Here is a 24,382-nt window from a genome sequence, read left to right as displayed (position 1 = left end):
GAAACACTGAAGGGCAGGCGACATGGGCGACTATATTCTCGTCATTGATGAGGGCACCACTTCCACACGAGCGATTGTATTTGACCGCGATCTGAATGAGGTCGCGCTCGCACAACAGGAAGTGCCGCTGTCCTATCCGAATGATGGTTGGGTCGAGCAGGACGGCGAGGAGATCTGGGACAAGACGGTGGATGTCTGCCGCAAGGCGATCGCCGAGGCAGGCGGTGTGGACCGCATTGCCGGGATTGGTATCACCAACCAGCGTGAGACGACGCTGGTCTGGGATCGCGCAACGGGCAAACCCATCGCGCCAGCAATCATCTGGCAGGACCGTCGCACGGCCGAGACGTGCGAGGCTTTGCGCAAGGCGGGTCATGAGGCCGCCGTTCAGGACGAGACCGGTCTGCTGATCGATCCCTATTTTTCCGGTACCAAGATTGGATGGGTGCTCGACAATGTGGAGGGTGCCCGAGCCCGCGCCGAAGCAGGCGAACTGGCTTTCGGAACCGTAGAGAGCTTCCTGATCTGGAAACTGACCGGAGGCAATTCGCACGTCACCGATGTCACCAACGCGTCGCGAACATTGCTTTATCGGCTTGGGCTCGGAGATACTGGAGGCTGGAGCGAAAAGATGTGCGCCACGCTGGGTGTGCCGATGAGCATGTTGCCGCAGATTCGACAGAATGCTGATGATTTCGGCACCAGCGAGGAAAGCCTCTTCGGCAAGGCGCTGCCGATCCTGTCCGCAGCGGGCGATCAGCAATCGGCGCTTGTGGGGCAAGCTTGCCTGGAGCCCGGTACTGCCAAGATCACCTATGGCACCGGGGCGTTTCTCGTGGCTAACTGCGGTACTATTCGTCCGCAGTCGGCAAATCGCTTGTTGGGCACGGTCGGCTATGAAGTGGCGGGCAGGGGTGCGATGGCCCTGGAGGGCTCAATCTTCAATGCCGGAACCATAGTGCAATGGCTGCGTGACGATTTACGCCTGATCGAGGATGCGGCCGAAAGTGCGGACGTGGCGGCGGCGCTCAGTGGCAATGGCGGGGTCTATATCGTCCCGGCCTTTACCGGGCTTGGCGCTCCGCATTGGGCGGCCGATGCGCGCGGCACGATCAGCGGCATTACCCGCGCCACCAAGGCCGAACATCTGGTGCGGGCGGGGCTGGAATCTGTCGCCTATCAGACGCGTGACTTGCTCGATGCTTTTGAAGCCGATGGCGTTGCGATCAAGGAACTGCGTGTCGATGGGGGCATGGTGGCGAATGACTGGTTGATGCAGTTCACGGCCGACATTTGCGAGCGTCCGATCCTGCGGCCTGACTATCGCGAGATGACGGCGCTTGGGGCCGCAGCTCTGGCGGCTATGCAGCTTGGATGGTTGGCTGCCGACGCGTGGGCCAGCCGCACTGTGCCCGGCACCCGGTTCGAACCGAAAATGGAAAAGACTGCTTCGGCCCGTTTGCGACGCGGCTGGGCGACGGCGCTTCGCAAGACGCTGGCCTGAGCGTCTATCAAGCGAAAACAAAAAAAGGGCGGACACGAGGTCCGCCCTTTTCTCATTTGTCGTTTGCGATCACTTACATGCCGCAGGTATTGGTCAGGAAGGTCTCGATTTCTTCCAGAACCTGTTCCTTGTGCTCAGGCAACCATTTGGCGCTCTGGTGACCCATCTGCTTCATGACAAGAAACTTGCTGTCAGGCTGCTTGTCCTTGATGGCATTGTAGAAGTCGCGGCTGTGGAAGATCGGCACGCGGACATCGTAGTCACCATGATAGATCAGGATCGGGATGTTGATCTTGTCCGTGTTCTTCATCGGGTCCATGCCCTTGACGGTGTCACCCTGAACAATGCGCTGGATGCGATTGTCGCCCCATTCATTGCCGAGCTTTGCAAGGTTCGAAACGCCCGCCCCAGCAATGGCACACTGGTAAGGGCTGTTCGGACGAACGGAAGCCGCAAATGCTGCAAACCCGCCATAGGAATAGCCATGAATGGCGATCTTGTCGGCATCGACATAGCCATTCTCGACCAGCCAGGCTGCGCCATCATCCTTGTCGTCCTGCATCTTCTGGCCCCATTCGCCGTCGCCAGCGCGCCAGAGTGCACGGCCCCAGCCATCACTTCCTCGATATTGCGGCTGCATGATGATGTATCCGCGGCTCGCGAAATATTGCGTCCAGCCTGACGAATCAAACCCGGCGCTATCACGGGCCCAGGGACCACCGTGCGGCACGATGATTGCGCCTTTGGCCTTCTGGCCTTCTTCAAAGCCGGCTGGCAGGGTTATGATCGCAGGGATCTGCAGGCCGTCGCGTGCAGAATAGTAGACGAACTTCGACTTGCCGAGATCCTCTACGTCGATCCACGGACGCTGGGATCCGATGACGGCGACCTTGGACTTGTCGACCAGCAGGAAGTAAGCGGGCGGCATGTCGGCGGCGCTGACCGCAAAGAGGACGCGATTGCGATCTGCCGTATAGTCGCTGATAGCCACATTCTTGCCCGGGAAGGCCGCATCCAGACCATCCTGAATGCTCTTCATCTCAGGATCGAGCCAATAGGTTTCCTGAACAGGGCCGCTGTAGGTAAATCCAAGAATGGCACCGAAGTCCTGCGCGCGATCAGAGAAGATCATGCCCGAGGCGTTGAACTCGGGATGTGCGAATACGGGATCGTCACTGAACGAGTCTGTGGACGCATCATACAGATAGATCGCGACCTTGTCGTCGAACTTGTCGGTCGCGACAAAGTAGTTTTCGGTATCGTTCTGCTTGCCGAGCACTTCCATATTGAAGCGATTGGCAATTTCGGTCGTCAGTGGCTCTTCTATCCGGAAATTGCCGTCATTATCCAGCAAGCTGATATATTGGCGCCAGGCACCATCTTCATATTCGAGTTCCGTCCGTGCAACAGGCTCACCGGTTCGGGTGCTGACTTCAATTTGCTGCGTATCGCTTGCCTTGAAGAGGAATTTCTCGCGGCCATTCGAAAGATCATGTTCGAAATAGCTTGTTCCGTTCTTCGTGGAGGTACGGCGAAGGACGATCTTGGTTGGATCGAGCGGAAGCAGTGAGGCAATGCCGGTATCGCCTTCCAGTTCGAAACAGCGGAGCAACATCTTGTTTGCGCCAATTTCAGCGCGGCCATCCGGGAGGTCATCAATCTTCTTGATGCGCTCGTTCCCCATATAGACCTTTTGAAGGTATTTCTTGGTCGAGCCGGTTGTCTTGCCTTCGCCACAGCCTTCAAGGGCGCCGATATAGGGCTGGACCGTGAACCAGAGGGACTTCTTGTTCTTCAGCGCGCTTGCCCCGTAGAATTTGGTCTTTCCGCTGGAAGGCGTGATGTTCGAAGGGACGAGCGGCTTGGTGGTATCAATCTCGCCAGACAGGTCCCAATAGGCTGCTGCGCGCGCATCGCCATCCTTCGAGGGATCAGCAATCACGCCGACCAGCATGTCACCCTCAAGTGACATGGAGACGCTGGAAACCGACGGGAATTTCGCGAAGTCTTCTGCGGTCACCGGTTCAGCCTGTGCGGCCAATGATCCCGCAAGCGCACTGATCATACCAGCCGCCAAAATGCGATAGCGCATCAATGTATTCCTCCGAATTGGTTATGTTTACTATTTAAGTCGGGGCGGGGAGCGTCAAGCACGGTCATGCACTTATGCGACAAGAACCCGTCCGCAACTTATGGGAGCATGGCAAGATTGTGTCCCAAACAACACAGTTTGGTGGCAGAAAGTGCCTCGTGGGTGAAATTTGTGTCATGAAATCTTGTCACTTCCAAAACCGACGTTCAACGTAGCGGCAAGGCCTGCTGTAAATGCGGGTGCTGGGTGGAAAACACCGGGCTAATAGGTGAGCAAAAACATATTTCAGGGGAAATACTGATGAACAAACGACTGTTCCGTCGGTCGGTTTTCGGCAGTGTCGCTGTAGGCGCACTTGTCATTTCCGGCGCGGCTCAAGCCCAGGACGCAGATGCAGAATCTGAAGACGTTCTGGAAATCATTGACGAGGCTCCTCAGGATGAGTCCCGCCAAGAGAAGATCGTGGTTACCGGCTCCCTGCTGGCTCGCGATTCGTTCTCCTCGTCTTCGCCGATTCAGGTGATCACAGCCGAAGTCGCAACGCTCGAAGGCCTGGTCGATACGGCCGCGCTTCTGCAGGGCTCTTCGCTCGCATCGGGCTCGACCCAGCTGAACAACACATTCCAGAATTTCGTCACCAATGGTGGTGTCGGTACGCAAACGCTCGACCTTCGCGGTTGTGGTGACACGCGTACGCTGGTTCTGGTCGACGGTAAGCGCCCAGGTGCTTCAGGTACGCGCGGCGCAGTTTCCGCACTCGACCTGAACGTCGTTCCACAGTCCATCATCTCCCGCGTTGAGATCCTCAAAGATGGTGCTTCGACCATCTATGGTTCGGACGCTGTTTGCGGCGTGGTCAACATCATCACACGTGATTCCGTGGATGACCTGGAACTGAACTTCAATGTCACTCAGCCCTTCGAAGAAGGTGGCGAGCAGTATTCCGCCAGCGCGGCATGGGGTTTTGAACTTGGCGACAATGCGGCATTCACCCTGTCGGCTGAGTATCGTCTCTCCGAAGAGCTCGACGCCAGCCAGCGCGATTACCTGTCCTGCCCACGCGATCTCGTGCGTGACCCGCAGACGGGTGGCCTGATTGACCGTCTGAACTATTCGGCTACGGCGACAGACCCGCGCAACACCTGTAGCAATCTGTACCACAATACGGCCATCGACCTGTTCTCAGGTGAGCGTCTCGTGCCTTCCCCGGACGGTGTGACGGGCGCGACGGCTTTCGGTGGTTCGATCCCGGGTTACCGCCCACGCGTCGGTACGGGCTATCTGGCCAGCGGCCAGCCATACTATGAAGACATTCTCGATGCGGCCTTCCTGGACAACTCGGACTTCATCCCGCGCAACGAGAACATTTCTCTCTTCGGCTCTGCCGACGTGACCTTTGCCGGTGTCGAATGGGATACGGAACTTCTCTTCAGCCGTCGTACGACGGACATCGAAGGTTGGCGCCAGTTCTTCCCGATCGTTGGCTCTTCACAAACGCCGTTTGGTGTTCTGCCGCAGTATGGCTACATCGCTGATCCGACCTATTCGAATGACATGAATTCGCTGGTCCAGATCGTGGCACCATTCCCGACGACCGATAAGGTTGAAGTCGACTACTTCTACGGCAGCACGTCGTTCTCCGGCGGCTTTGCTCCGGGCGTTCTCGACGCATGGTCCTGGAAAATCGATGGCACCTATTCGCGCGGCGAAGGTACCTACGAAGGCAACGAGATCCTGATCTCCCAGTCGGGTGACTGGAACTATGATGGCGTCGACTACAACGATGATGGCGTCCCAGACCTGGTTGGTCCTCCAACCATCAACCTGCTGGACCCTGATATCCTCAGCGGTGCTGCTGTAAACGACCTGGTTGCGGCCATTGGTGGCTACCAGACTGGTGAAACGGTCTATGAGCAGACCACTTTGACCGCGGTCGTTGCGGGTGAGCTGTTCGAACTGCCAGCTGGTCCAATCGGTCTCGGCATCGGCGCTGAATATCGCGAATTCAGCATTGATGACACGCCAGGTGAACTGACCCAAAGCGGCGACATCTGGGGTTCTTCGACTGCAGGCCCGACCCGTGGCGAGAACACTGTCACCGAACTGTTCGCTGAAGTCGAAGTGCCGATCTTCAAAGGTCAGCCTTTTGCTGAAGATGTTACGTTCAACGGTTCTGTGCGTGGCTTCGAATACGACATCGGTGGTTCCGACTCGATCTACAAGGTCGGTCTGAACTGGCAGGTCAACCCGATCCTCCGGGCACGTTCGAGCTTTGGTACATCTTACCGTGCACCAGCGCTGTTCGAACTGTTCCTTCAGGACCAGACCGGCTTCGTATCTCAGACCTCGGTCGACCCATGTATCAACTGGGGCGATACCACTAACCAGAACATCCGTACCAACTGTGCAGCCGCAGGTATTCCTGACGACTTCACAGGCGGTCTCGGCGGTTCTGCTCTGATCACGACCTCTGGTGGTGGCGATGAGCTTGAATCCGAATCCGGTGAAACCTTCACCGCGGGTATCATCCTGACGCCGACTTTCGCCAACCTGAACATCGCGATCGACTACTACGAAGTTGAAATTCAGGACCAGATCACAAGCCTGAGCGGTGCTCAGATCGTCGGCGGTTGTTATGCAACAACGACCTTCCCGAACGATTTCTGTGACCTGTTCGAGCGTGATTCTGCGACGTCGCTGACGCCGTTCCAGCTCGACAACATTCAGGCCCTTACCCTGAACGTTGACTCCCAGCAGCAGCGCGGCATCGACCTTGAAGTTCGCTACGAAGAAGACTTCAACTTCGGTACGCTGACTGTCGAAACCTCGATGAACTGGGCTCTGGAGCGTTACATCAACGTCTTCGGTTCGGACTTCGTCTCGGGTGTGGAAGACAACGACTTCAACGGCACAATCGGTTATCCGAGTGTCGTAGGTGATGCGAACATCCGTTTGGACCGCGGCGACTGGACCTATTCCTGGTTCACGAACTTTGTTGGCCGTCAGGACAACAACCGCAACTTCAACGACGACCTGAACGAGCCAGCGGCCTATTTTGGTCTCGAGGGACAGTACAAGGTCTTCACCGAAGCTCAGTTCGAACATGGTGCTTCTGTCCGCTGGACAGGCGACACATGGACGATCACTGGCGGTATCCGCAACATCTTCGACGAAGCGCCACCGCAAGTGTCTGACATCATTCAGACCAGCGCAGGCAACACGCCGCTCAGCGCAACGGCTTACGACTATCGCGGTCGTCGTGCCTTCGTGAGCGTGTCCAAGACCTTCTAGGGTCGACGACAAGTCCGATATTGCGAAAGGGCGGACCATATGGTCCGCCCTTTTTGCATTTGAGGCTGAATGCGATGGACAAACAGCCCGCGCGCGCCGGAAGACGCGCGCTCAGTGTCGCTGATTGTCGGGAAATTCCTGGTGCCGCGAGGGAGAATTGAACTCCCGGCCTCATCATTACCAATGATGCGCTCTACCACTGAGCTACCGCGGCATTGCAGGAATGGAAAGCGGGCTTTAGCTTATGCAGACTGACATGAAAAGGCCGTTTTGCTGCGAAAAGCACCTCATATGAAAGACAAGGTAACAGGACAGGATAATGCCGCACGCCGGGCCGAGGCTCTGCGGGCGAATTTGCGACGCCGCAAGGCGGCTACGCGCAAGGCAAAGGCGCCCCCGGCTGAGTCGGATCCAGAGAAGAAATGAGCCTGCCGCTCAACTCTCAGGCTTATCTGCGTGGGCCGCACGGCTTTCTCGCTGCGGCCAGGGAAGAGAGCCTGTTCGTTCGGCAGAAACTGCCCTTTCTGGGCAAGTGCACGCTGGTGCTGGGCCATGCTGAATGTCTGGAATTCCTCAAGGATTCGGATCGTTTTGCGGTGGACGCGCGAAACGCCGGGTTTGATTCACCGTTCGGCCTCAGATTTCTGCCCAAATCCCTGAAGACGCTGTCCAACAATCTGCTGTCGCTGGATGACCCTGACCATCTGCGCTTGCGCCGTCTGGTCGACCAGCCCTTCCGGCGCGTCTCGATCGACGCATTGAAGCCGCGTATTCGCGAAACCTGTGATCGGCTGGTGGCGGAGATGGTTGAAGCAGGCGAAGCGGATCTGGTTGAGGGGCTGTGCCGACAGCTGCCATTATTGGTGATCTATGACCTGCTGGGGTTCTCGGGCGAGATTCGAAACAAGCTTGATTCCGTCCTGCATGGCCTGACCGCGACAGCGAACATATTCAATGTGCTGCGCGGCCTGATGAAGCTTGGCGCGGTTCAGAGAATGCTGGCGGAGGAATTCGAGCGCGTCCGGCATGAACCCGGGCCAGGCCTCGTCACCGAACTCGTCCATGCTGAAGCCGATGGCGACCGCATGAGCAATGACGAGTTGGTTGCCATGGTGTTTGTCCTCTTCATCGCCGGACATGAGACGACGAAGCACCTGATCTCGTCAGCTGTCTACACGCTGCTGACCGAGCCGGACGCAGCGGATCAGTATCGGAGCATGGATGACGATGCGCGCGGCATCGCCGTGGATGAGCTCATGCGCTACTGCGCGCCGGTGCAGATGACCAAGCCGCGGCATGCACGCGAGGATCTGGAATTCCACGGCTTGTCAATGAAGCGCGGCGAACGCCTTGTTGCCTTGCTTGCGGCGGCCAATATTGATCAGCGTGTGTTTGAGGGCCCTCGAAACCTGGACCTGACCCGCAGGCCCAATCGCCATCTTGGATGGGGTGGCGGGCCGCATATCTGCCTCGGCCTCCACTTGGCACGCGCCGAAGCGCAGGCGGCGCTCGATTGTCTTCTGGACGGCTGGCCGGGCCTCGCCCTGGGCGTTGAGCCGGAACAGCTGAAGTGGATTCCGCGCTCCGGCTTGCGGGGGCTTAAGCAACTGCCGGTAATATTTGGATAAAGTCTGTGCAGCCTTGCCACATTCAGGCCCTTCCAAAGCCGCGAAGCGCTGTATAAGGGCAATCCATGGATAAATTGCACATCAAGGGCGGCGCTCATCTGAATGGCCGCATTCCGGTTTCTGGCGCGAAGAACTCCGCTCTGAAGCTGATGGTCGCATGTTTGCTGACTGACGAGCCCATCACGCTTACCAATATGCCGAATCTGGCTGATACGCGCTTCCTTGCGCAATTGCTGGAAACGCTGGGCGTTGAAGTCTATTGGCCGAAGGGCGATTCGACCTGTCATCTGAACGGTGCTGAGCTGAAAAGCACGATCGCGCCATATGATCAGGTCCGCAAGATGCGGGCGAGTTTCAACGTGTTGGGGCCTCTGATTGCGCGTTCTGGCCATGCAACAGTCTCGCTGCCGGGTGGCTGTGCCATTGGTGCCCGACCGGTCGATCTGCACCTGCAGGCTCTGGAAGCGATGGGTGCGGATCTGCGTGTGGAGCAGGGTTATGTGAAGGCCGCCGCCATTCATGGCCTGAAGGGCGCGCACATCAATTTTGCCATGCCGAGCGTGGGTGCGACCGAGCATGCCATGCTGACTGCGACGCTTGCGCAGGGCGAGACCGTTCTGGAGAACGCCGCCCGCGAGCCGGAGATCGAAGATCTTGCGGTTTGCCTGAACTCCATGGGCGCGAAGATCACGGGCGCTGGCACGTCCAAAATTTGCATCGAAGGCGTCGAGAAACTGAGCGGCACGACGCATTCCGTCATGCCGGACAGGATTGAGGCGGGAACATATGCCATGGCGGCTGCAGCGGCCGGCGGCGATGTCACGCTTGAGGGCGCACCGGTGGCGGCCCTTGGCGCAATGATTGGCAAGCTGAGAGAGGCTGGCGTCACGGTCGAGGCCGACGAGGCCGCGGCCACTCTGCGCATCGTGCGGAATGGCTCTCAGCTCAAATCCGTCAGCGTATCGACCCAGCCGCATCCAGGCTTCCCGACTGACCTTCAGGCTCAGTTCATGGCCCTGATGAGCCTCGCGGACGGTACAAGCATCATTCGCGAAACGATTTTCGAAAACCGTTTCATGCACGCACCGGAACTCTCGCGTCTTGGCGCAGACATCACAGTGCGTGGGCAGGAGGCGGTCGTGAAAGGTGTGCCTCAGCTGACCGCAGCGCCAGTCATGGCGACAGATTTGCGCGCATCGGTCTCTCTTGTGATTGCAGGGCTTGCCGCAGAGGGGGAGACTGTGGTGAACCGTATCTACCACCTCGATCGTGGATTTGAGCGGCTGGAAGCGAAACTTAACGCCTGTGGCGCTAGCATTGAACGCCGATCCGAGGACGAAGACTAGGAATTGCTCAAGGGGCACTGATGGCTGATCACAAACCACTTCGTCTTCTCGCCGAAACGGCCGAGGATCTGGAAGTCATTTCCGCCGCCATTCAGGACAGTGTCGTGAAAGCGGGGAACCTGAAATATGAGTCCCGCCACAACCGGTTTGCGCTGGAGATAAACCGCTTTCGCTGGGAAGCGGGCGCGAAACGCGGCGACGGCCAGCGTGTGCGGTCGCTGCTGGCCTTCGATGGCGTGCTGGGCGCGAAGACCCGCGCTGTCACCAAGACCGACCCGGAAATGATCCTGTCGCTGTTGCAGGTGACCTTCACCCCGGCAGATGAGCCGCCGGGTGGAAAGATCACGCTGATCTTCGCAGGCGACGGAGAAATCGTCCTTGAGGTTGAAGTTCTGGATGCAACCTTGCTGGACAGTGACTATGTGTGGCCGACGCGCCGCCTTCCGAGCCACGAGCGGCGCCGGAGATAGACATGGTCCGCAGGTTTTTTGCCTCAAACGACGCCTTCAATGGTGAATTCGCCCAGTTCCTGGAGCAGGAACGCGGCACGGGTGAAGACGTTGCGAATACCGTAACGGGCATCCTGAAGGATGTGCAGGCACGCGGCGGCGAGGCCGTGGCCGAATACACGGCTAGGTTTGACGGTCTGCAACTGGACCCATCGACGCTGACATCCGACAATGTGAACCTGCACAGCCTGGCCGCGCAATGCCCGGCTGATTTGCGCGAAGCCATCAATTTTGCGCATGATCGGATCGCCACATATCATGCGGCGCAGCGGCCCGCAGACCACAGTTTTACCGACTCTGCGGGTGTCGAGCTCGGCTGGCGCTGGACGGCGCTGGAAAGCGTCGGCGTCTATGTGCCGGGCGGCCGCGCGAGTTACCCCTCTTCGGTTCTGATGAATGTCGTGCCGGCCAAGATCGCCGGCGTTGAGCGCATCGTCATGGTTGCGCCCGCGCCCCAGGGCGAGCTGTCACCCGCGGTTGCATACGCCGCGCTGAAAGCTGGTGTTGAGGAATTTTACCCAATTGGTGGGGCGCAGGCCGTTGGCGCGCTGGCTTTTGGCACGTCAAACATGGCCCCGGTCGACAAGATTGTTGGCCCTGGCAATGCTTTCGTCGCAGAGGCCAAGCGCCAGGTATTCGGCCGCGTCGGCATCGACACGATTGCCGGCCCGTCAGAGATTCTGGTCATCGCAGACCATACGGCAAATCCGGACTGGATTGCCGCTGACCTGCTGTCTCAGGCCGAGCATGATCCCAGCAGCCAGTCGATCCTCATTGTTGTGGACCAGGCTGTGGGGGATTCTGTGGAAGGGGCTGTGGAAAACCAGTTGAAAACCCTGCCCACGGGCGAGCGAGCACGCGAAAGCTGGATGAACAATGGCGCAATCGTCGTCGCACCTGATTTGCCTGCTGCAGCCTCCATCGCGAACCGCATCGCGGCTGAGCATCTGGAGCTGGCCGTGGAGGACCCGGATGCCCTGTTGCCACTGATCCGCCATGCCGGTGCGGTCTTTTTGGGCCACTATACGCCGGAGGCGCTGGGCGATTACGTCACCGGGTCGAACCACGTCTTGCCGACCAGCCGCGCCGCGCGTTTCTCGTCCGGCCTTGGCCTGTATGATTTTCTGAAACGGATGAGTGTTCAGCGTGTGGGGCCTGAGGGGTTTGCCGCGATTGCGCCCGCCGCCTTGCGTCTCGCCGAGGCAGAGCGCTTGCCAGCCCATGCGCGCTCCATCTCTATCCGCTCCAATCAGGGCACGGACGGGTGAGCAATGACCGGCTCATCGGCGTCGATATCGACGATGAGACCCTGGGCGCATCGGGCCCGGACGCCGAGCATGAGCGCCGCGTTGCCATTTTTGATCTGTTGGAAAGTAATTCCTTCAAGGTGATCGGTCAGGATGAGGGACCCTATCAGCTGAACCTGTCCAAAGCCGAGCGTCGGCTCGTCTTTGCCATTCGTACCGAGGCGGGCGAGGAGGTGCACACTTTCATCCTGTCGCTCGGGCCGTTCCGGGGCGTGATCCGCGACTATTTCATGATCTGCGACAGCTATTATGATGCAATCCGCACCCAGTCCCCGCACCAGATCGAAGCGATCGACATGGCCCGGCGGGGCATCCACAATGAAGGCTCCGAACTTCTCGCCGAACGCCTTGAAGGCAAGATCGAAGTCGACTTCTCCACGTCGCGGCGGCTATTCACGCTGATCTGCGCCCTCCATGCCGGCCAAACGCGCGCAGCGGGCTAGGGAAATAATTCAAAGTCACCGAAGCGTATCCACTTGCTACACACGATCGCTCACGCAATGATACCGCTATCATAAAAAAGCGGAGGAAAGTCATGGCGAAACGGATTCTGATTGGGCTCGCGGGGCTCGTGCCAGCAATTGCGCCAAGTGCGTGCAGTGCCATGGGGCAAGTTATGCCGGCCGACGAAATGGTGGTTGAACAGGTGCCAGTGGCGCTGGACAAGCACCGCGTCGTGATCCTGACGGATATGGAAGCCGATCCGGACGACACCCAATCGCTGATCCGTCTCCTGCTCTATTCCAATGAGATCGACATCGAGGCGCTGGTGGCGACCACGTCGATCTGGAAGAAAAAGGATATTCGGCCCGATTCCATCCGCACGACACTTGGAAAGTATGGCGAGGTCTACGATACGCTCAGCCAGCATGCGCCGGGTTATCCGGCGGAATCCGAGCTGCAGGACCTCGTGATGAGCGGTCAGCCGGGCTATGGCATGGCCAGCGTGGGGACCGGGCAATCGACAGAAGGGTCCGACGCCATCATTCGCCTGCTTGAGGCCGAGGATGACAGGCCACTGTGGATCTCCGTCTGGGGCGGGGCGAACACGCTGGCCCAGGCGCTGCATGATATCCGTGAAAAGAAGAGCGAGACAGACGCTGCGCACCTGATCTCGAAACTCCGTGTCTATACAATTTCGGATCAGGACGATAGCGGCATCTGGATGCGCCGCGAGTTTCCGAGCCTGTTTTACATTGTCAGCCCGGGCGAGTATGGCCGCTCCACCTGGACCGCTATAACGCGTGGCTTTCCCGGCTTCGAGGATCATATCTCGAACCAGTGGATCGCCGAAAACATCCAGCAAGATCATGGCCCGCTTGGCGCGCGCTATCCGGACGTGGTCTGGGGTATGGAAGGCGATACACCTGCCTATCTCTCCCTGATCCCGAACGGGCTCAACGTGCCGGACCGTCCGGACTGGGGCGGCTGGGGTGGTCGGTACGAACTCTATACGCCGAGTGCGGATGAGATCGGTGTCGGTCCCGGAAAGCTTGGTTCGGGCGGTGTGCCGCTGGACCCGGAACCGCGCCCGATCTGGACGAATGCGACCGACACCTACACGCCTTGGGTGGCGCAGAAGGATGGTCGGGCGATTGGCCCTGCAGAGGAAACCTATCACGACAATCATGTCACGTTGCTGCGGTGGAGAAGCGACCTCCAGCGTGACTTTGCTGCGCGCATGGACTGGACCATTTCATCCTATGAAGATGCGAACCATCCGCCGGCCGTGAAACTGGCTCATGCGCGCCAGCTCACCGCGAAGTCCGGAGAGCATATCGGATTGGATGCGTCTGGTACGTATGATCCGGATGGCGACAGCCTCAGCTATCACTGGTTCAATTATGCCGAAGCGGGGACTTTGGAGGCGCCCATAGACATGGGGCACGCCGTCAATGATTTCGATATCTGGTTCCAGTTGCCGGAGGTGGACCAGACGGAAACTGCGCACTTCATCGTGAAAGTCACCGATAAGGGAACGCCATCGCTGACACGCTATGAACGGGTGATTGTCACAATCGAGCCCTAAGCTGAGGAAAGTTCAGGTAAAACGGGCAAGGCTTGCCCCAGCGTCCGGTCTTTGTGACGTAGCGACACCGTGTATGATCGGACAAAACGATCCGGAGGAAACATGCACTACACCGAACTCCTGAAAGCACGGGAAGAACTGACAGGCCCCGGCGGCGAATTCGAGATCGTCGAGGCCGAAGTTCTGGGCAACCGGCTCCGCGTCTACAAGAACGCCCCGCCCAGTGTGCGGGAAGTCTGGCTGTCGACGCTCCAATTCCCCGAACGCGACTATCTGGTCTACCAGGATGAGCGTTGGACTTATGCGGATGCACATCGCGATGTGGCGTCGGCCGCCGCCTGGATGTTTGACCAGGGCGTAAAGCCCGGCGACCGTGTGGCGATCGCCATGCGCAACTATCCTGAATGGATGCTGCTATATTGGGCCTGTGTCTCGGTTGGAATTGCCGTGGTTGGCATGAATGCCTGGTGGACACCTGAGGAAATGGAATACGCGCTAAAGGACTCCGAGCCCAAGATCCTGTTTGCGGACTCAGAGCGGCTGGAGCGGGTGCTCGCCATTTCCGGCGCGGCCGACAAGATGAAGATCGTCGGTGTACGCGCGCCGGATGCGCCATCGCCTGTCATCCAATGGTCAGACGTGTTGGCCCATGGCGGCGCATTGCCGGATGTCAGTGTCGACCCCGACGCGGATGCGTGCATCTTCTATACATCCGGCACGACCGGTTTCCCGAAAGGCGCACAGCTGACCCATCGGGGCTGTGTGTCCAACTTGCTGAACATGGCATTTGCGGGGGCTTCCACCCAGCTCGCGACCGCGCGCGCCACGGGGGAAATGCCACCTGAAGAAGCGCCGGTTCCGGTTGGCCTGATCACGACGCCGCTCTTCCATGTCACGGCGAACAATTGCGCCGCGTATCTCATTACCGCTGCGGGCGGCAAGATCGTGCTGATGTATCGCTGGGACGCGGGCGAGGCGCTGAAACTGGTTGAGACCGAGAAGGTCACGGCGATGAGCGGTGTCCCCATCATGGCCCGCGAACTGATCAACCATCCGGACTTCGAAAAGACAGACACGTCCAGCCTGGCAACGCTGGGCGGCGGTGGTGCGCAATTGCCGCCGGACCTTGTTCAGAAGATCGACTCCACGGTGGCAACCGCTCGGCCGAATACCGGTTACGGCATGACCGAAACCTGCGGCATCATCACATCTGTTGCGGCCGACTTCTTCATCGACAAGCCCGACAGCGCTGGCCCGGCCATGCCCAATTTCGAGGCCAAGTGCGTCAATGATCTTGGTGAGACCGTCGCGCAGGGCGAAGTTGGCGAGCTGTGGGTGCGCGGCTCTTCGGTCATCAAAGGCTATATCAACCGGCCTGAGGCGACGGCAGAATCGATCACCGATGGGTGGTTGCACACCGGCGACATTGCCCGGATCGACGAGCATGGTTTCATCTTTATTGTGGACCGCAAGAAAGACATGGTGCTGCGCGGCGGCGAGAACGTCTATTGCGCCGAGGTCGAGGCGGCGATCTATCGTCACCCGTCCGTGGCAGAGTGCAGCGTCTTCGGCGTACCGGATGACCGGTTGGGCGAAGAGGTCGGCGTGGCCGTCGTGCTGAAACCGGGCGAAGACCTGGCTGCCGTTACCCTTCGTGAGCATTGCGCGGGCATCATGGCGAAGCACAAGGTGCCGCGTTATGTCTGGTTCCTCACTGCACTGCCGCGCAATGCCAGCGGCAAGTTCATCAAGCGCGACCTGAAAGAACAGCTGACCAAGGAACTGGATAGCGCAGCGGCGAACTAGCGCCTGACAGTAGCGATTATTTTGAGCAAGCCCTCCAGCCTCTGGGGGGCTTGCCTCGTTTTGGGGAACGCCATTCTGCCGCGCGCCAGGCATGGCGACCCCGGCAGGATTCGAACCTGCGACCGTCCGATTAGAAGTCGGGTGCTCTATCCAGCTGAGCTACGGGGCCGGATCGTGGCCGGCGGGCATCCTAGTGTGTCCAGGGCTGCTTGCGATTGGCGTCGAAGTTAGCGCTATAGGACTTTACAAGCCGTTTCCGCTCTTCAGATGGCGTAACCGTAAATGTCAGGCCCTTGCTCTTGGCATACTCGATCGCCTGTTCCTGCGTCTCGAAGGAAAGGCGGATCTGTCCGGACGTGTCGTCAATGCTGGTCCAGCCCATGAGGGGGTCTGCCGAGCGCTTGGCGTCATTGTTCACGAATTCGAGAATCCAGGCTTTGGTCTTGCCTCTGCCGGAGGTCATCGCGCTTTTGGCGGGCTTGTAGATACGCGCTTGCATGATGAACCTCACCGCTAAGAAAGTGAATGGTCGGAGCGAGAGGATTCGAACCTCCGACCCTCTGGTCCCAAACCAGATGCGCTACCAGGCTGCGCTACGCTCCGGACTCCCGTAATAATGGGGTCGCGCCACGGCGCAAGCCCCTTTCGGCTGTGAATTCAGTCTTTTGTGCGCAAGCGTCGCACCAGACCCTCTTGCGCAACGCTTGCCACGAGGTCTCCGGCCATATTGAAGATCATTCCGCGATTGAATCCACGTCCTTTGCCGGCAAATGGGCTGTCCATGGAGTAGAGGTGCCACTCATCGAATTTAATGGGTCCATGCAGCCACATCGCGTGATCCAGGCTGGCCGACATCAATTCCTTGTGGTTCAGCCAGGTAATGCCGTGCGGGCGATAGCTGGAGCTGAGCAGGGCCATGTCGGAGGCATAGGCCAGCAGGCAATGGTGCAGCGCCGGCGGCACGTCGATGGGGCGGCTGACCCGGAACCAGATATTGTGGTGATCGTCTGCGATTTCAGGATGGATCAGGTCCAGCGGGGCCACGTCGCGGATTTCGATGTCGCGTTCGCGGGCAAAATCCTCGCGTAGGGCCTCGGGCAGGCGGTCGGCGATTTCCAGGCGGCGTTCGCGAAGATCCTTCAGGCCGTCGGGGCCGTCCACTTCCGGCATCTTGTGCTGATGTTCCCAGCTCTCCTCGTCGGTCTGGAAGCTCGCCGCCATGTTGAAAATCTGTTTTCCGTGCTGGATCGCCACCACGCGCCGCGTCGTGAAGCTGCCGCCATCACGGGAATGGTCAACCTGATAGATGATCGGCACTTTCGGGTCGCCGGGACGGATGAAATAGGCATGGAGCGAGTGGCATGTCCGGTCTTCCGGCACGGTGCGGTAGGCCGCCACCAGCGACTGAGCGATGACCTGACCGCCGAAAACCCGCTGGCTGGCGCGCTCATCCGGGCTCTGGCCGCGGAACAGGTCCAGTTCCAGGCGCTCGATATCGAGCAGGGACAGAAGGTCTCCAACAGGGTCGGTCATGCGTGGTCTCCAAATCGTGTGATCAGCAGCTAGCAGAGGCATTCGTGGATGCAAACTGTGCAAGTGCGCGATTCCTGTCCAATCCACCTTTCTCTGGTCACAACATGTTCACCATATTCCGGTATTGGCAGGTATCATGGTTAATCCCGCCGCTCTTCCTGCCGCCGTCCCGTTTCGCGATTCCTTCTCGCAAATGAAGCGTGATCTCGATTTTTTACGCATGGCGATCCGGATGCACAAGCTGATCGGCGACGTTACGCCGGACTCCCGGCAACTCGTTGCGGACGATTTCGAGGAGAGTGTCGACAAGCATGCCGGGAACATCGCGTTTCGGTTTGAAGGCAAGCTCACCACATATGCCGAATTCGATGCCACCGCGAACCGGATTGCCCATTGGGCGCTGGCGCACGGACTGAAAGCCGGCGACCGGGTTGCGCTCTGCATGGAGAATTGCCCGGACTATGTCGCGATCTGGGTCGGCCTCGCCAAGGTTGGCGTCGTCACCGCCCTGGTGAACACGCATCTGGAAGGGGAGTCCCTGAAACATTGCCTCGCCATTTCCGACGCCACTCATGTGATTACAGGCCCGCATCAGGACCGTGCGGTCTGTTCCGTCACGGCTGGAATGGAAAATGCCCCGAAGGTCTGGACCCTGGGCGGCGCCCATGGCGAAGACATCGCGGCCATGATGCCCAATCTCTCGTCGGAACGGCCGTCGCGCGAATTGCGCGCGCAGTTGCGCGGCAAGGACATGTGCCTTCTGATCTACACGTCCGGCACGACGGGCATGCCCAAGGCAACCCGGATCACGAATTCCCGCCTTCAGATCATGCTGCGCACCTTTATCGCGCCTTGCTATACCGGCCCGCGGGACCGGGTTTACATCACGCTGCCCCTGTATCACGGGACGGGCGGCATTTGCGGCGTCGGCCAGGCCATGATGAGCGGCGCCAGCATCGTGCTGCGCCGGAAATTCTCGGCCAGCGCCTTCTGGGATGATGTGGTTGATGAAGGCGTCACCTCGATCGTCTATATTGGCGAACTGTGTCGCTACCTCCTCAATCGCCCGCCGCACCCCAAGGAGCGGGCGCACCGGCTGCAAACAGGGTTCGGAAACGGCCTGCGCCCGGAAATCTGGACGGAATTTCGCGAGCGGTTCAACATTCGGCATCTCGTGGAATTCTATGCCGCGACGGATGGCAATGTGAATTTGATGAGCATTGACGGCACCGTGGGCGCGGTCGGGCGCATTCCGAAATGGCTCAAGGCGCGGTTTGACCATGTCGAGTTCGTGAAGTTTGATCTCGAAACGGAAGACGTCGTTCGCGGCGACGATGGATTCGTGATCCGCGCGGAGACGAATGAGCCTGGCGAAATGCTGGGGCGTATTGCGGATACCGAATTCGAGTTCGCGGGATATCATGACCCGAAGGCGACGGAGAAGAAAATTCTCCGGGACGTGTTTGAACCCGGAGACAAATGGTTCCGGACGGGGGATCTGATGCGCAAGGACGAAAATGGCTATGTCTACTTCGTTGACCGGGTTGGCGACACGTTCCGCTGGAAGGGAGAGAATGTCTCCACCAGCGAAGTGAGCGATGCGATGATCCGCGCTGACGGGATTGCCACGGCGAACGTCTATGGGGTCGAAATTCCGGGGACAGAAGGTAAGGCTGGCATGGCGGCGGTTACGTTGAGTGGCGACGTCGATTTCGAAAGCCTGCACTATGAGCTGTCTTCAAGCCTGCCCGCCTATGCCATCCCGATTTTTATTCGTATCCAGCGCGAGCCTGATACGACCGGCACAATGAAGTATCGCAAAGTGGAACTGATGAAAGAGGGCTACAATCCGGACATGGTCGATGACCCGATCTGGATGTACCATCCCGACCGGCGCCAATATGTGCCGTTCACGCAGGACCGGTATGACTCGCTGATCTCCGGCGCGTTCCGCTTCTAGGTCTCAGGCGACCCGGCCCATGCGCTCTTCGAGCCGCGTGGAAAACCAGGAAATGATCCGCCGCCACAGCTCGTCCTTCAGGATGGCGCCTTCCACATCATGGTCAATCGACGGGTTGTCATTGATCTCGATGATCACGACGCCCTGGTCGGTTTCCTTCAGGTCCACGCCATAGAGGCCATCGCCGATCAGGCGCGCACCGCGTACGGCGGCGTCAACCACGTCTGGTGGTGCATCCTCGACCGGGAAAGTGGTGAAGCCTCCCTCGCTCGTCTTGCCATCCGGACCATGTTTCACAATCTGCCAGTGGCCGCGTGCCATACGGTATTGGCAGGCATAGAGCGGTTCGCCATTGAGGACCCCGATACGCCAATCGAACTTCGTCGGAATGAATTCCTGAGCAATGATCAGGGCCGTGTCCTTGAACATCTGCTTTGCGCCTGCGCGGAGTTCCTCGAGAGAGCGTGCCTTGACCATATTGGTACCAAAGGAACCGTCTGGCGTCTTCAGCACGACTGGATTGCCCAAGGTCTCGAACACGGCGGCAAGGTCAGACTTCTCATCGAGAATGAGCGTGTGTGGAATAGGCAAGCCAGCCTTTTCCAAGATCTCCTTCAGGAAGACCTTGTTGGTGCACCGGATCATGGATTGCGTGTCGTCAATGACGGGCATGCCTTCCTGTTCGGCGCGGCGGGCGAACTTGTAGGTGTAGTTATCAATCTGGGTCGTGGCGCGGATGAACAGGGCGTCAAACTCGGCAAGACTGGTCAGGTCCGATGGTTCGATTGTCTCAACCTCAACGCCCATCTTGGCAGCGACATCCGCGAGGCGCTTGATGGAGGAGGGCTTCGACGGCGCGGTCTTTTCATGCGGATCGACCAGCACGGCCAGCGCCCATTTGGCGGGGGCTTTGGACTTCGGCTCGCTGATGCGCCCGCTTGTGTAAGCCTGCATTGCCTCAAGGAAGAAGTCCCGGCGCTCGCCTTTCAGCTTGTGAGGCGGCACCATCCGGACACGGCCAATGCCGTGCGGAGATTTCGGGTCCAGTTCGACTTCAAGCGCCGGCACGCGGAACCAGTCGGAGACTTCGCGGGCAAGACGCTCATAACCTGGCGTTTCCGGCTTGGAAAAGGCAACGAAGAGACGCTCGATCTCCGGCGCGCCCTTGGCGCGGGCTTCGCGCAGGCGTTCGCCCAGATCGGGCAGGGCGTGCCTGTAGAGTCCCTTGGCCGATAGTTCCACCATGGTCTGGACGCTGGGGCTGACCCGGTGCCCGCGCGCTTCGGCCAGCAGCGAGGCGTAATAGCCTTCTGACTGGTAGCCATAGGACCGGCAGAGATTCAGGATGTAGGGCCGTCGCCCGGAAAAAAGCGCCGGCTTGGTGATATAGTCTGATACCTTCAGCACCTTGTGAGGCGTCTCAGCCTGAGAGATGTCGTTGGCGGATTCTACGAGTACGACCCAATCGGTCATTGATCCTCTCTCGAGACGCCGCCCAGCGGCTTCTCTAATCTAAGTGCGGCTTCTCCATCGGGATAATAGCCTGCGGCGCGCGCCATTACGCGATAACCATGGCGTTCGTAAAGACGCTTTGCGCGGCTATTTGTTTCGCGCACTTCGAGCCTGAGTGTATCGCAGCTTCGCTGCTTTGAAATGTCTTCGCATTTTTCAAGGAAAAGGTCGGAAAGCCCGGTGCCGCGCGCAGCTTCTGCGACGGACAGGGAATAGAGTCGCGCGGCTTTGCTGTTGCGGCGGAACAGGAGGACAGCTGCACCGGTCAGGCCATCCTTTCCGTCGGATACGAGGATTGCCGAATTCCCGCTCAGCAAGCGCCGCCACGTGCGTCGCGAAAACCGGTCTTCCTCCGGAAAGGCAAGCTCCAGGTCTGTCAGCGCTGCGATGTCGTCCAGGGTGGCGGCGCGAATGTCGTGCATCGGGGCGGGGCTAGCGGAGCAGAACCATGTCGTCACGATGGACGATGGCCGGGCGGCCGCGATAGCCGAGGATCGCCTCGACCTCTTCGCTATGACGGCCGATAACGCGGGCGATCTCGCCCGAACTGTAGGCGGTGACGCCCTTGCCGACCATCTGGCCGGAGGGCGCGTTCAAGGCGACGGCGGCCCCGCGCTCGAAAGTGCCCGTGACGGCGGTGATCCCCACGGCCAGCAGGCTCGCCCCACCGCGCAGGGCCTTGGCCGCGCCTTCGTCCAGTTCGATTGAGCCTTCGGGTGTCAGGTGTCCTGCCAGCCACGCTGCGCGGGCATTGGCGGGCGTGGTGGCGGCGGAAATCAGAGTCGCCCGCGCGTCGTCTTCGATGGCAAGCAACGGATGGTCCCGATTGCCGAGCGTGATCAGCGTGGAGCAGCCGGCCGCATGCGCAATTCGCGCGGCGGCGAGCTTGGTTGCCATGCCGCCAGAGCCGACACCGGCATCAGCGTTCGCGCCGGTCGCCATCGCGTCATGTTCGGCGGTCAGCTGGTCGAGCCGGGGAATATGCGTTGCCTCCGGGTGGGTGCGCGGATCCGCCGTGTAGAGGCCGTCAATATCCGACAGGAGCACCAGCACATCCGCGCCCATCATCTGGGCGACGCGCGCGGCCAGCCGGTCATTGTCGCCATAGCGAATCTCGTCAGTCGCCACCGTGTCATTCTCATTGATGACCGGCACCACGCCTGATTCCAGCAAGGTCTCGAGGGTTGCGCGCGCGTTCAGCCAGCGCCGGCGATTTTCGGTGTCGCCAAGCGTCAGCAGTGCCTGGCCGATGGTGACATCATGCGGCTCGAAGGCTTGGCCGATGGCAGACATCAAGCGCAGCTGGCCGATCGCGGCGGCGGCCTGTTTCTGGTCGAGACGGTTTGAAACAGAATTGCCAACACTTTTGCGACCCAATGCAACCGCGCCGGACGAAACGAGAATGATTTGAAACCCTCTGGAACGCAGTGAAACAATATCGAATGCCAGTTTCTCCAGCCAGGCATGGCGCGGTTGGCCGTGCTCTGCGACAAGGGCAGAGCCGGTCTTCACCACGATACGCTTGGCAGAAGCAAAAGGCGTTTCAGTCATCTGGCGGAGCGATACACTGCTGCGGCAAATGCCGGAAGCGAAAATGAAGCCGTTGACAAGCCGGGCGATTGACCGTCACGACAGTTGAAAAGACGAGGTTTTCTGCAATGCCCCAATTCGACATGATCCTGCTGACCCCTGCCCAGGCCGAAGGCGCCGATGTGGTGGAACACACTGCTGGCTCGCCCGCCCGCGAAGGTGGCGGCGATGAGACTTATCGCTGCGGATCGTGCAAGACGAAGCTGCTGGTCAACGTGGCGCACCACGATGCGCACGGCGTGATCGTGAAGTGCGGCAAGTGCGGACGATTCAATACCGAGCCGCATCACCACCACTAAAGCGGCGTCCAGTCGGCGTCTTCGCCGGCATTCTCTTCCTCAGCTATGAGTCCGAGGTGGCGAGAGATCTCCGAAAGGGCTTTTTTCACGCCCACACGGGTCACCCCTGAGATCAGCAGCGGTTCGCCATCATAGACGGCCTTCAGTTTTGCAAGCTGCTCCTCGACCTGTTCAGGTAGCAGCGCGTCGATCTTGTTCAACGCGACCACTTCCGGCCTCTGGGCCAGCTCAGGGCTGTAGGCCTCCAACTCGTGGCGAATGGTCGTGTAGGCGCCCGCCACATCATCCTGGGTGCAATCGATCAGGTGCAGCAGCACTTTGCAGCGCTCGACATGGCCAAGGAAGCGATGGCCGAGGCCAGCCCCGTCTGCGGCACCTTCGATCAATCCGGGAATGTCCGCCAGCACGAACCGGCTGCCAGGCCCCAGATCGACCACGCCAAGTCCGGGGTTCAGCGTCGTGAAGGGATAGTCGGCAATTTTGGGCGTCGCGGCGGTTACAACGCTCAGGAAGGTAGATTTGCCGGCATTCGGCAGACCCAGCAGGCCTGCATCCGCGATCAGTTTCAGGCGTAGCCAGATCCAGCGTTCCTCGCCGTCCTCGCCGGGATTGGCGCGGCGTGGTGCCTGATTGGTTGAAGACTTGAACCGTGTATTGCCCCAGCCGCCATTGCCGCCAACGGCGAGCAGGACGCGCTGGCCGACCTCTGTGAGGTCCGCAATCAGGGTTTCCTGATCATCTTCGAATATCTGGGTGCCCACAGGCAGTTTCAGCACGACGTCATCGCCGCCCGCGCCGGTGCGCTCCTTGCCCATGCCGTGGCCGCCACGCTTGGCTTTGTAATGTTGCTGGTAGCGGTAATCGATCAGCGTATTCAGCCCCTCAACAGCTTCCGCCCAGACATCGCCGCCGCGTCCGCCATCGCCGCCGTTCGGACCGCCATACTCGACGTATTTCTCACGGCGAAATGAGACGCAGCCCGCGCCGCCACCGCCGGACTTGATGAACACTTTGGCCTGATCGAGAAATTTCATGTCTGTACTCTTACGTGTTTCAGTCGATCCGCGCCATATTGACGTGGCCGACCATCTCTCCGCGACCAAGGCAGAAGACCTTGATCCGATCTGCCTTCATGAAGGCCAGTTTTTCCAGAACGCGGCCCGAGGCCGGATTATCATCCAGATAGCCTGACACAAAGCCGCGTTCGCCGCGCTGCTTCAGCCAGTCCACAAGCGCCTCGGTGGCCTCTGTCATGAGACCATTGCCCCAGCGGTCCGGCGAGAGCCAGTATCCGATCTCGAAGGGCAACCAGGTGCTGTCGCGATGCGCGCTGGTCACGCCTACCAATTCCCCGTTCTCGACAATCGCATAGGGGTGCTTGGTATTCTCTTCACGCCCTGCAGTGTGACCGGCAATCCAGGCAAGCGTCTGAGCCACCGTCTGGTTCGCGGGAATGCGCGCCACCATGCGGTAAACTCTCGGATCATTGACCAGATCGGCGATCCGTGCCGCGTCGCTGGCCTCCACCGGGCGCAGGACCAGCCGGTCGGTCGTGATTTGCGTACTCATGCCGTAACTCCCTCCATGAGGACCAAGCGGGCAGGGGAGGACATAATAAAGGGGAGGCAGTGGCCTGCCTCCCCTTGGAAACTGATCGTCTGAAGCGATCCGGCCACGTATCCCGCGGCCGCGCTGTCAGCCGCTTATTCTGCTGCTTCCGCGACCGGTACAATATTCACGTAGAGACGGCCGCCCGTCTTGCGCGTGAACTCAACCTTGCCTTCGGAAAGCGCAAACAGGGTGTGGTCGCGGCCAATGCCGACGCCCTTGCCTGGGTATTTCTGCGTACCGCGCTGGCGCACGATGATATTGCCCGGAATGACGTGCTCGCCGCCAAATTTCTTGACGCCAAGATATTTCGGGTTTGAGTCGCGGCCGTTACGGGACGAACCACCTGATTTCTTATGAGCCATGCT

Annotated in this window: 21 protein-coding genes and 3 tRNA genes; 12 read left to right on the top strand and 12 right to left on the bottom strand. The window is 59.5% G+C overall.

Going from position 1 to position 24,382, the window contains the following annotated elements:
* Nucleotides 1-22 precede the first annotated feature (22 nt).
* The gene (glpK, locus tag CFA77_RS12560; protein ID WP_206990990.1) at nucleotides 23-1,504 is read left to right on the top strand and encodes a glycerol kinase GlpK; all 1,482 of its coding nucleotides are present in this window, start codon (nucleotides 23-25) and stop codon (nucleotides 1,502-1,504) included.
* Nucleotides 1,505-1,577: 73 nt separating this feature from the next.
* Here the strand turns inward: glpK and CFA77_RS12555 are convergent, their stop codons facing one another.
* Nucleotides 1,578-3,596, bottom strand: coding sequence for a S9 family peptidase (locus CFA77_RS12555; RefSeq protein WP_206990989.1), 2,019 nt, complete (start codon nucleotides 3,594-3,596; stop codon nucleotides 1,578-1,580).
* A 300-nt stretch (nucleotides 3,597-3,896) separates the two neighbouring features.
* Here CFA77_RS12555 and CFA77_RS12550 point away from each other — a divergent pair, with 300 nt between their 5' ends.
* Complete coding sequence (locus tag CFA77_RS12550; RefSeq protein ID WP_206990988.1) at nucleotides 3,897-6,887, top strand: TonB-dependent receptor domain-containing protein; 2,991 nt, start codon at nucleotides 3,897-3,899, stop codon at nucleotides 6,885-6,887.
* A gap of 139 nt (nucleotides 6,888-7,026) precedes the next feature.
* Here CFA77_RS12550 and CFA77_RS12545 read toward each other — a convergent pair.
* Nucleotides 7,027-7,101 (bottom strand) — tRNA-Thr (locus tag CFA77_RS12545).
* A gap of 77 nt (nucleotides 7,102-7,178) precedes the next feature.
* On the opposite strand from CFA77_RS12545, the gene CFA77_RS17215 reads away from it, so the two are divergent.
* From CFA77_RS17215 to CFA77_RS12510, 8 genes are all read left to right on the top strand, one after another.
* Complete coding sequence (locus CFA77_RS17215; protein WP_256434930.1) at nucleotides 7,179-7,313, top strand: hypothetical protein; 135 nt, start codon at nucleotides 7,179-7,181, stop codon at nucleotides 7,311-7,313.
* Nucleotides 7,310-8,515 (top strand): cytochrome P450, encoded by a 1,206-nt coding sequence (locus tag CFA77_RS12540; protein WP_206990987.1) that lies wholly within the window; start codon nucleotides 7,310-7,312, stop codon nucleotides 8,513-8,515. The genes CFA77_RS17215 and CFA77_RS12540 overlap by 4 nt, the downstream gene beginning before the upstream one ends.
* A 65-nt stretch (nucleotides 8,516-8,580) precedes the next feature.
* Entirely contained in the window at nucleotides 8,581-9,861 is a 1,281-nt protein-coding gene (gene murA, locus CFA77_RS12535; protein WP_206990986.1) for a UDP-N-acetylglucosamine 1-carboxyvinyltransferase, read from the top strand.
* Between the two features lie 20 nt (nucleotides 9,862-9,881).
* The gene (locus CFA77_RS12530; RefSeq protein WP_206990985.1) at nucleotides 9,882-10,331 is read left to right on the top strand and encodes a DUF2948 family protein; all 450 of its coding nucleotides are present in this window, start codon (nucleotides 9,882-9,884) and stop codon (nucleotides 10,329-10,331) included.
* Between the two features lie 2 nt (nucleotides 10,332-10,333).
* The gene (gene hisD, locus CFA77_RS12525; protein ID WP_206990984.1) at nucleotides 10,334-11,638 is read left to right on the top strand and encodes a histidinol dehydrogenase; all 1,305 of its coding nucleotides are present in this window, start codon (nucleotides 10,334-10,336) and stop codon (nucleotides 11,636-11,638) included.
* On the top strand, nucleotides 11,635-12,120 hold the full coding sequence (locus CFA77_RS12520; protein ID WP_206990983.1) for a UPF0262 family protein: 486 nt from the start codon (nucleotides 11,635-11,637) through the stop codon (nucleotides 12,118-12,120). Before hisD ends, CFA77_RS12520 begins: the two co-directional genes overlap by 4 nt.
* A 92-nt stretch (nucleotides 12,121-12,212) precedes the next feature.
* Nucleotides 12,213-13,706 (top strand): DUF1593 domain-containing protein, encoded by a 1,494-nt coding sequence (locus CFA77_RS12515; RefSeq protein WP_242517353.1) that lies wholly within the window; start codon nucleotides 12,213-12,215, stop codon nucleotides 13,704-13,706.
* Nucleotides 13,707-13,808: 102 nt separating this feature from the next.
* The gene (locus CFA77_RS12510; RefSeq protein WP_206990982.1) at nucleotides 13,809-15,512 is read left to right on the top strand and encodes a class I adenylate-forming enzyme family protein; all 1,704 of its coding nucleotides are present in this window, start codon (nucleotides 13,809-13,811) and stop codon (nucleotides 15,510-15,512) included.
* A gap of 92 nt (nucleotides 15,513-15,604) precedes the next feature.
* Here the strand turns inward: CFA77_RS12510 and CFA77_RS12505 are convergent.
* From CFA77_RS12505 to CFA77_RS12490, 4 genes are all read right to left on the bottom strand, one after another.
* Nucleotides 15,605-15,681: transfer RNA gene (locus tag CFA77_RS12505), tRNA-Arg, on the bottom strand.
* 21 nt (nucleotides 15,682-15,702) lie between these two features.
* Nucleotides 15,703-16,011: an ETC complex I subunit gene (locus CFA77_RS12500; RefSeq protein ID WP_034811260.1), complete on the bottom strand. Its 309-nt coding sequence runs from the start codon at nucleotides 16,009-16,011 to the stop codon at nucleotides 15,703-15,705.
* Nucleotides 16,012-16,038: 27 nt separating this feature from the next.
* Nucleotides 16,039-16,115, bottom strand: a tRNA-Pro gene (locus CFA77_RS12495).
* A gap of 54 nt (nucleotides 16,116-16,169) precedes the next feature.
* Nucleotides 16,170-17,045, bottom strand: a complete 876-nt coding sequence (locus tag CFA77_RS12490; protein ID WP_034811262.1) for an acyl-CoA thioesterase II — start codon at nucleotides 17,043-17,045, stop codon at nucleotides 16,170-16,172.
* 136 nt (nucleotides 17,046-17,181) lie between these two features.
* Here CFA77_RS12490 and CFA77_RS12485 point away from each other — a divergent pair, with 136 nt between their 5' ends.
* The gene (locus tag CFA77_RS12485; protein ID WP_206990981.1) at nucleotides 17,182-19,005 is read left to right on the top strand and encodes a long-chain-acyl-CoA synthetase; all 1,824 of its coding nucleotides are present in this window, start codon (nucleotides 17,182-17,184) and stop codon (nucleotides 19,003-19,005) included.
* 3 nt (nucleotides 19,006-19,008) lie between these two features.
* Here the strand turns inward: CFA77_RS12485 and CFA77_RS12480 are convergent, their stop codons facing one another.
* Genes CFA77_RS12480 through proB form a run of 3 tightly spaced genes read right to left on the bottom strand, consistent with a single transcriptional unit; the run spans nucleotide 19,009 to nucleotide 22,068 of the window.
* Nucleotides 19,009-20,478 carry a RimK family protein gene (locus CFA77_RS12480; RefSeq protein WP_206990980.1) on the bottom strand — a complete coding sequence of 490 codons (1,470 nt, stop codon included), beginning with the start codon at nucleotides 20,476-20,478 and terminating at the stop codon, nucleotides 19,009-19,011.
* Nucleotides 20,475-20,939 (bottom strand): N-acetyltransferase, encoded by a 465-nt coding sequence (locus CFA77_RS12475; protein ID WP_034811266.1) that lies wholly within the window; start codon nucleotides 20,937-20,939, stop codon nucleotides 20,475-20,477. Before CFA77_RS12475 ends, CFA77_RS12480 begins: the two co-directional genes overlap by 4 nt.
* A gap of 10 nt (nucleotides 20,940-20,949) precedes the next feature.
* The gene (gene proB, locus CFA77_RS12470) at nucleotides 20,950-22,068 is read right to left on the bottom strand and encodes a glutamate 5-kinase (RefSeq protein ID WP_206990979.1); all 1,119 of its coding nucleotides are present in this window, start codon (nucleotides 22,066-22,068) and stop codon (nucleotides 20,950-20,952) included.
* Between the two features lie 68 nt (nucleotides 22,069-22,136).
* Here proB and CFA77_RS12465 point away from each other — a divergent pair, with 68 nt between their 5' ends.
* Nucleotides 22,137-22,406, top strand: a complete 270-nt coding sequence (locus tag CFA77_RS12465; protein ID WP_206990978.1) for a hypothetical protein — start codon at nucleotides 22,137-22,139, stop codon at nucleotides 22,404-22,406.
* Here CFA77_RS12465 and obgE read toward each other — a convergent pair.
* The 3 genes from obgE to rpmA form a co-directional block, all read right to left on the bottom strand.
* Nucleotides 22,403-23,440: a GTPase ObgE gene (gene obgE / locus CFA77_RS12460; protein ID WP_206990977.1), complete on the bottom strand. Its 1,038-nt coding sequence runs from the start codon at nucleotides 23,438-23,440 to the stop codon at nucleotides 22,403-22,405. The genes CFA77_RS12465 and obgE overlap by 4 nt on opposite strands.
* A 19-nt stretch (nucleotides 23,441-23,459) precedes the next feature.
* Nucleotides 23,460-23,975 carry a GNAT family N-acetyltransferase gene (locus CFA77_RS12455; protein WP_206990976.1) on the bottom strand — a complete coding sequence of 172 codons (516 nt, stop codon included), beginning with the start codon at nucleotides 23,973-23,975 and terminating at the stop codon, nucleotides 23,460-23,462.
* A gap of 134 nt (nucleotides 23,976-24,109) precedes the next feature.
* Nucleotides 24,110-24,379: a 50S ribosomal protein L27 gene (gene rpmA, locus CFA77_RS12450; RefSeq protein WP_034811276.1), complete on the bottom strand. Its 270-nt coding sequence runs from the start codon at nucleotides 24,377-24,379 to the stop codon at nucleotides 24,110-24,112.
* Nucleotides 24,380-24,382 lie beyond the last annotated feature (3 nt).

The sequence above is a fragment of the Hyphomonas sp. KY3 genome (assembly GCF_017309975.1).
Lineage (GTDB): Bacteria > Pseudomonadota > Alphaproteobacteria > Caulobacterales > Hyphomonadaceae > Hyphomonas.
The sequence above is the reverse complement of the archived record's forward strand: the minus strand, read 5'-3'. Positions and strand labels throughout refer to the sequence as shown.

Excerpts from the sequence above, each read along its gene's own strand:
- glpK (WP_206990990.1), top strand. The coding sequence starts at position 23 with ATGGGCGACTATATTCTCGTCATTGATGAGGGCACCACTTCCACACGA.
- CFA77_RS12555 (WP_206990989.1), bottom strand. The coding sequence starts at position 3,596 with ATGCGCTATCGCATTTTGGCGGCTGGTATGATCAGTGCGCTTGCGGGA.
- CFA77_RS12550 (WP_206990988.1), top strand. The coding sequence starts at position 3,897 with ATGAACAAACGACTGTTCCGTCGGTCGGTTTTCGGCAGTGTCGCTGTA.
- CFA77_RS17215 (WP_256434930.1), top strand. The coding sequence starts at position 7,179 with ATGAAAGACAAGGTAACAGGACAGGATAATGCCGCACGCCGGGCCGAG.
- CFA77_RS12540 (WP_206990987.1), top strand. The coding sequence starts at position 7,310 with ATGAGCCTGCCGCTCAACTCTCAGGCTTATCTGCGTGGGCCGCACGGC.
- murA (WP_206990986.1), top strand. The coding sequence starts at position 8,581 with ATGGATAAATTGCACATCAAGGGCGGCGCTCATCTGAATGGCCGCATT.
- CFA77_RS12530 (WP_206990985.1), top strand. The coding sequence starts at position 9,882 with ATGGCTGATCACAAACCACTTCGTCTTCTCGCCGAAACGGCCGAGGAT.
- hisD (WP_206990984.1), top strand. The coding sequence starts at position 10,334 with ATGGTCCGCAGGTTTTTTGCCTCAAACGACGCCTTCAATGGTGAATTC.
- CFA77_RS12515 (WP_242517353.1), top strand. The coding sequence starts at position 12,213 with ATGGCGAAACGGATTCTGATTGGGCTCGCGGGGCTCGTGCCAGCAATT.
- CFA77_RS12510 (WP_206990982.1), top strand. The coding sequence starts at position 13,809 with ATGCACTACACCGAACTCCTGAAAGCACGGGAAGAACTGACAGGCCCC.
- CFA77_RS12500 (WP_034811260.1), bottom strand. The coding sequence starts at position 16,011 with ATGCAAGCGCGTATCTACAAGCCCGCCAAAAGCGCGATGACCTCCGGC.
- CFA77_RS12490 (WP_034811262.1), bottom strand. The coding sequence starts at position 17,045 with ATGACCGACCCTGTTGGAGACCTTCTGTCCCTGCTCGATATCGAGCGC.
- CFA77_RS12485 (WP_206990981.1), top strand. The coding sequence starts at position 17,182 with ATGGTTAATCCCGCCGCTCTTCCTGCCGCCGTCCCGTTTCGCGATTCC.
- CFA77_RS12480 (WP_206990980.1), bottom strand. The coding sequence starts at position 20,478 with ATGACCGATTGGGTCGTACTCGTAGAATCCGCCAACGACATCTCTCAG.
- CFA77_RS12475 (WP_034811266.1), bottom strand. The coding sequence starts at position 20,939 with ATGCACGACATTCGCGCCGCCACCCTGGACGACATCGCAGCGCTGACA.
- proB (WP_206990979.1), bottom strand. The coding sequence starts at position 22,068 with ATGACTGAAACGCCTTTTGCTTCTGCCAAGCGTATCGTGGTGAAGACC.
- obgE (WP_206990977.1), bottom strand. The coding sequence starts at position 23,440 with ATGAAATTTCTCGATCAGGCCAAAGTGTTCATCAAGTCCGGCGGTGGC.
- CFA77_RS12455 (WP_206990976.1), bottom strand. The coding sequence starts at position 23,975 with ATGAGTACGCAAATCACGACCGACCGGCTGGTCCTGCGCCCGGTGGAG.
- rpmA (WP_034811276.1), bottom strand. The coding sequence starts at position 24,379 with ATGGCTCATAAGAAATCAGGTGGTTCGTCCCGTAACGGCCGCGACTCA.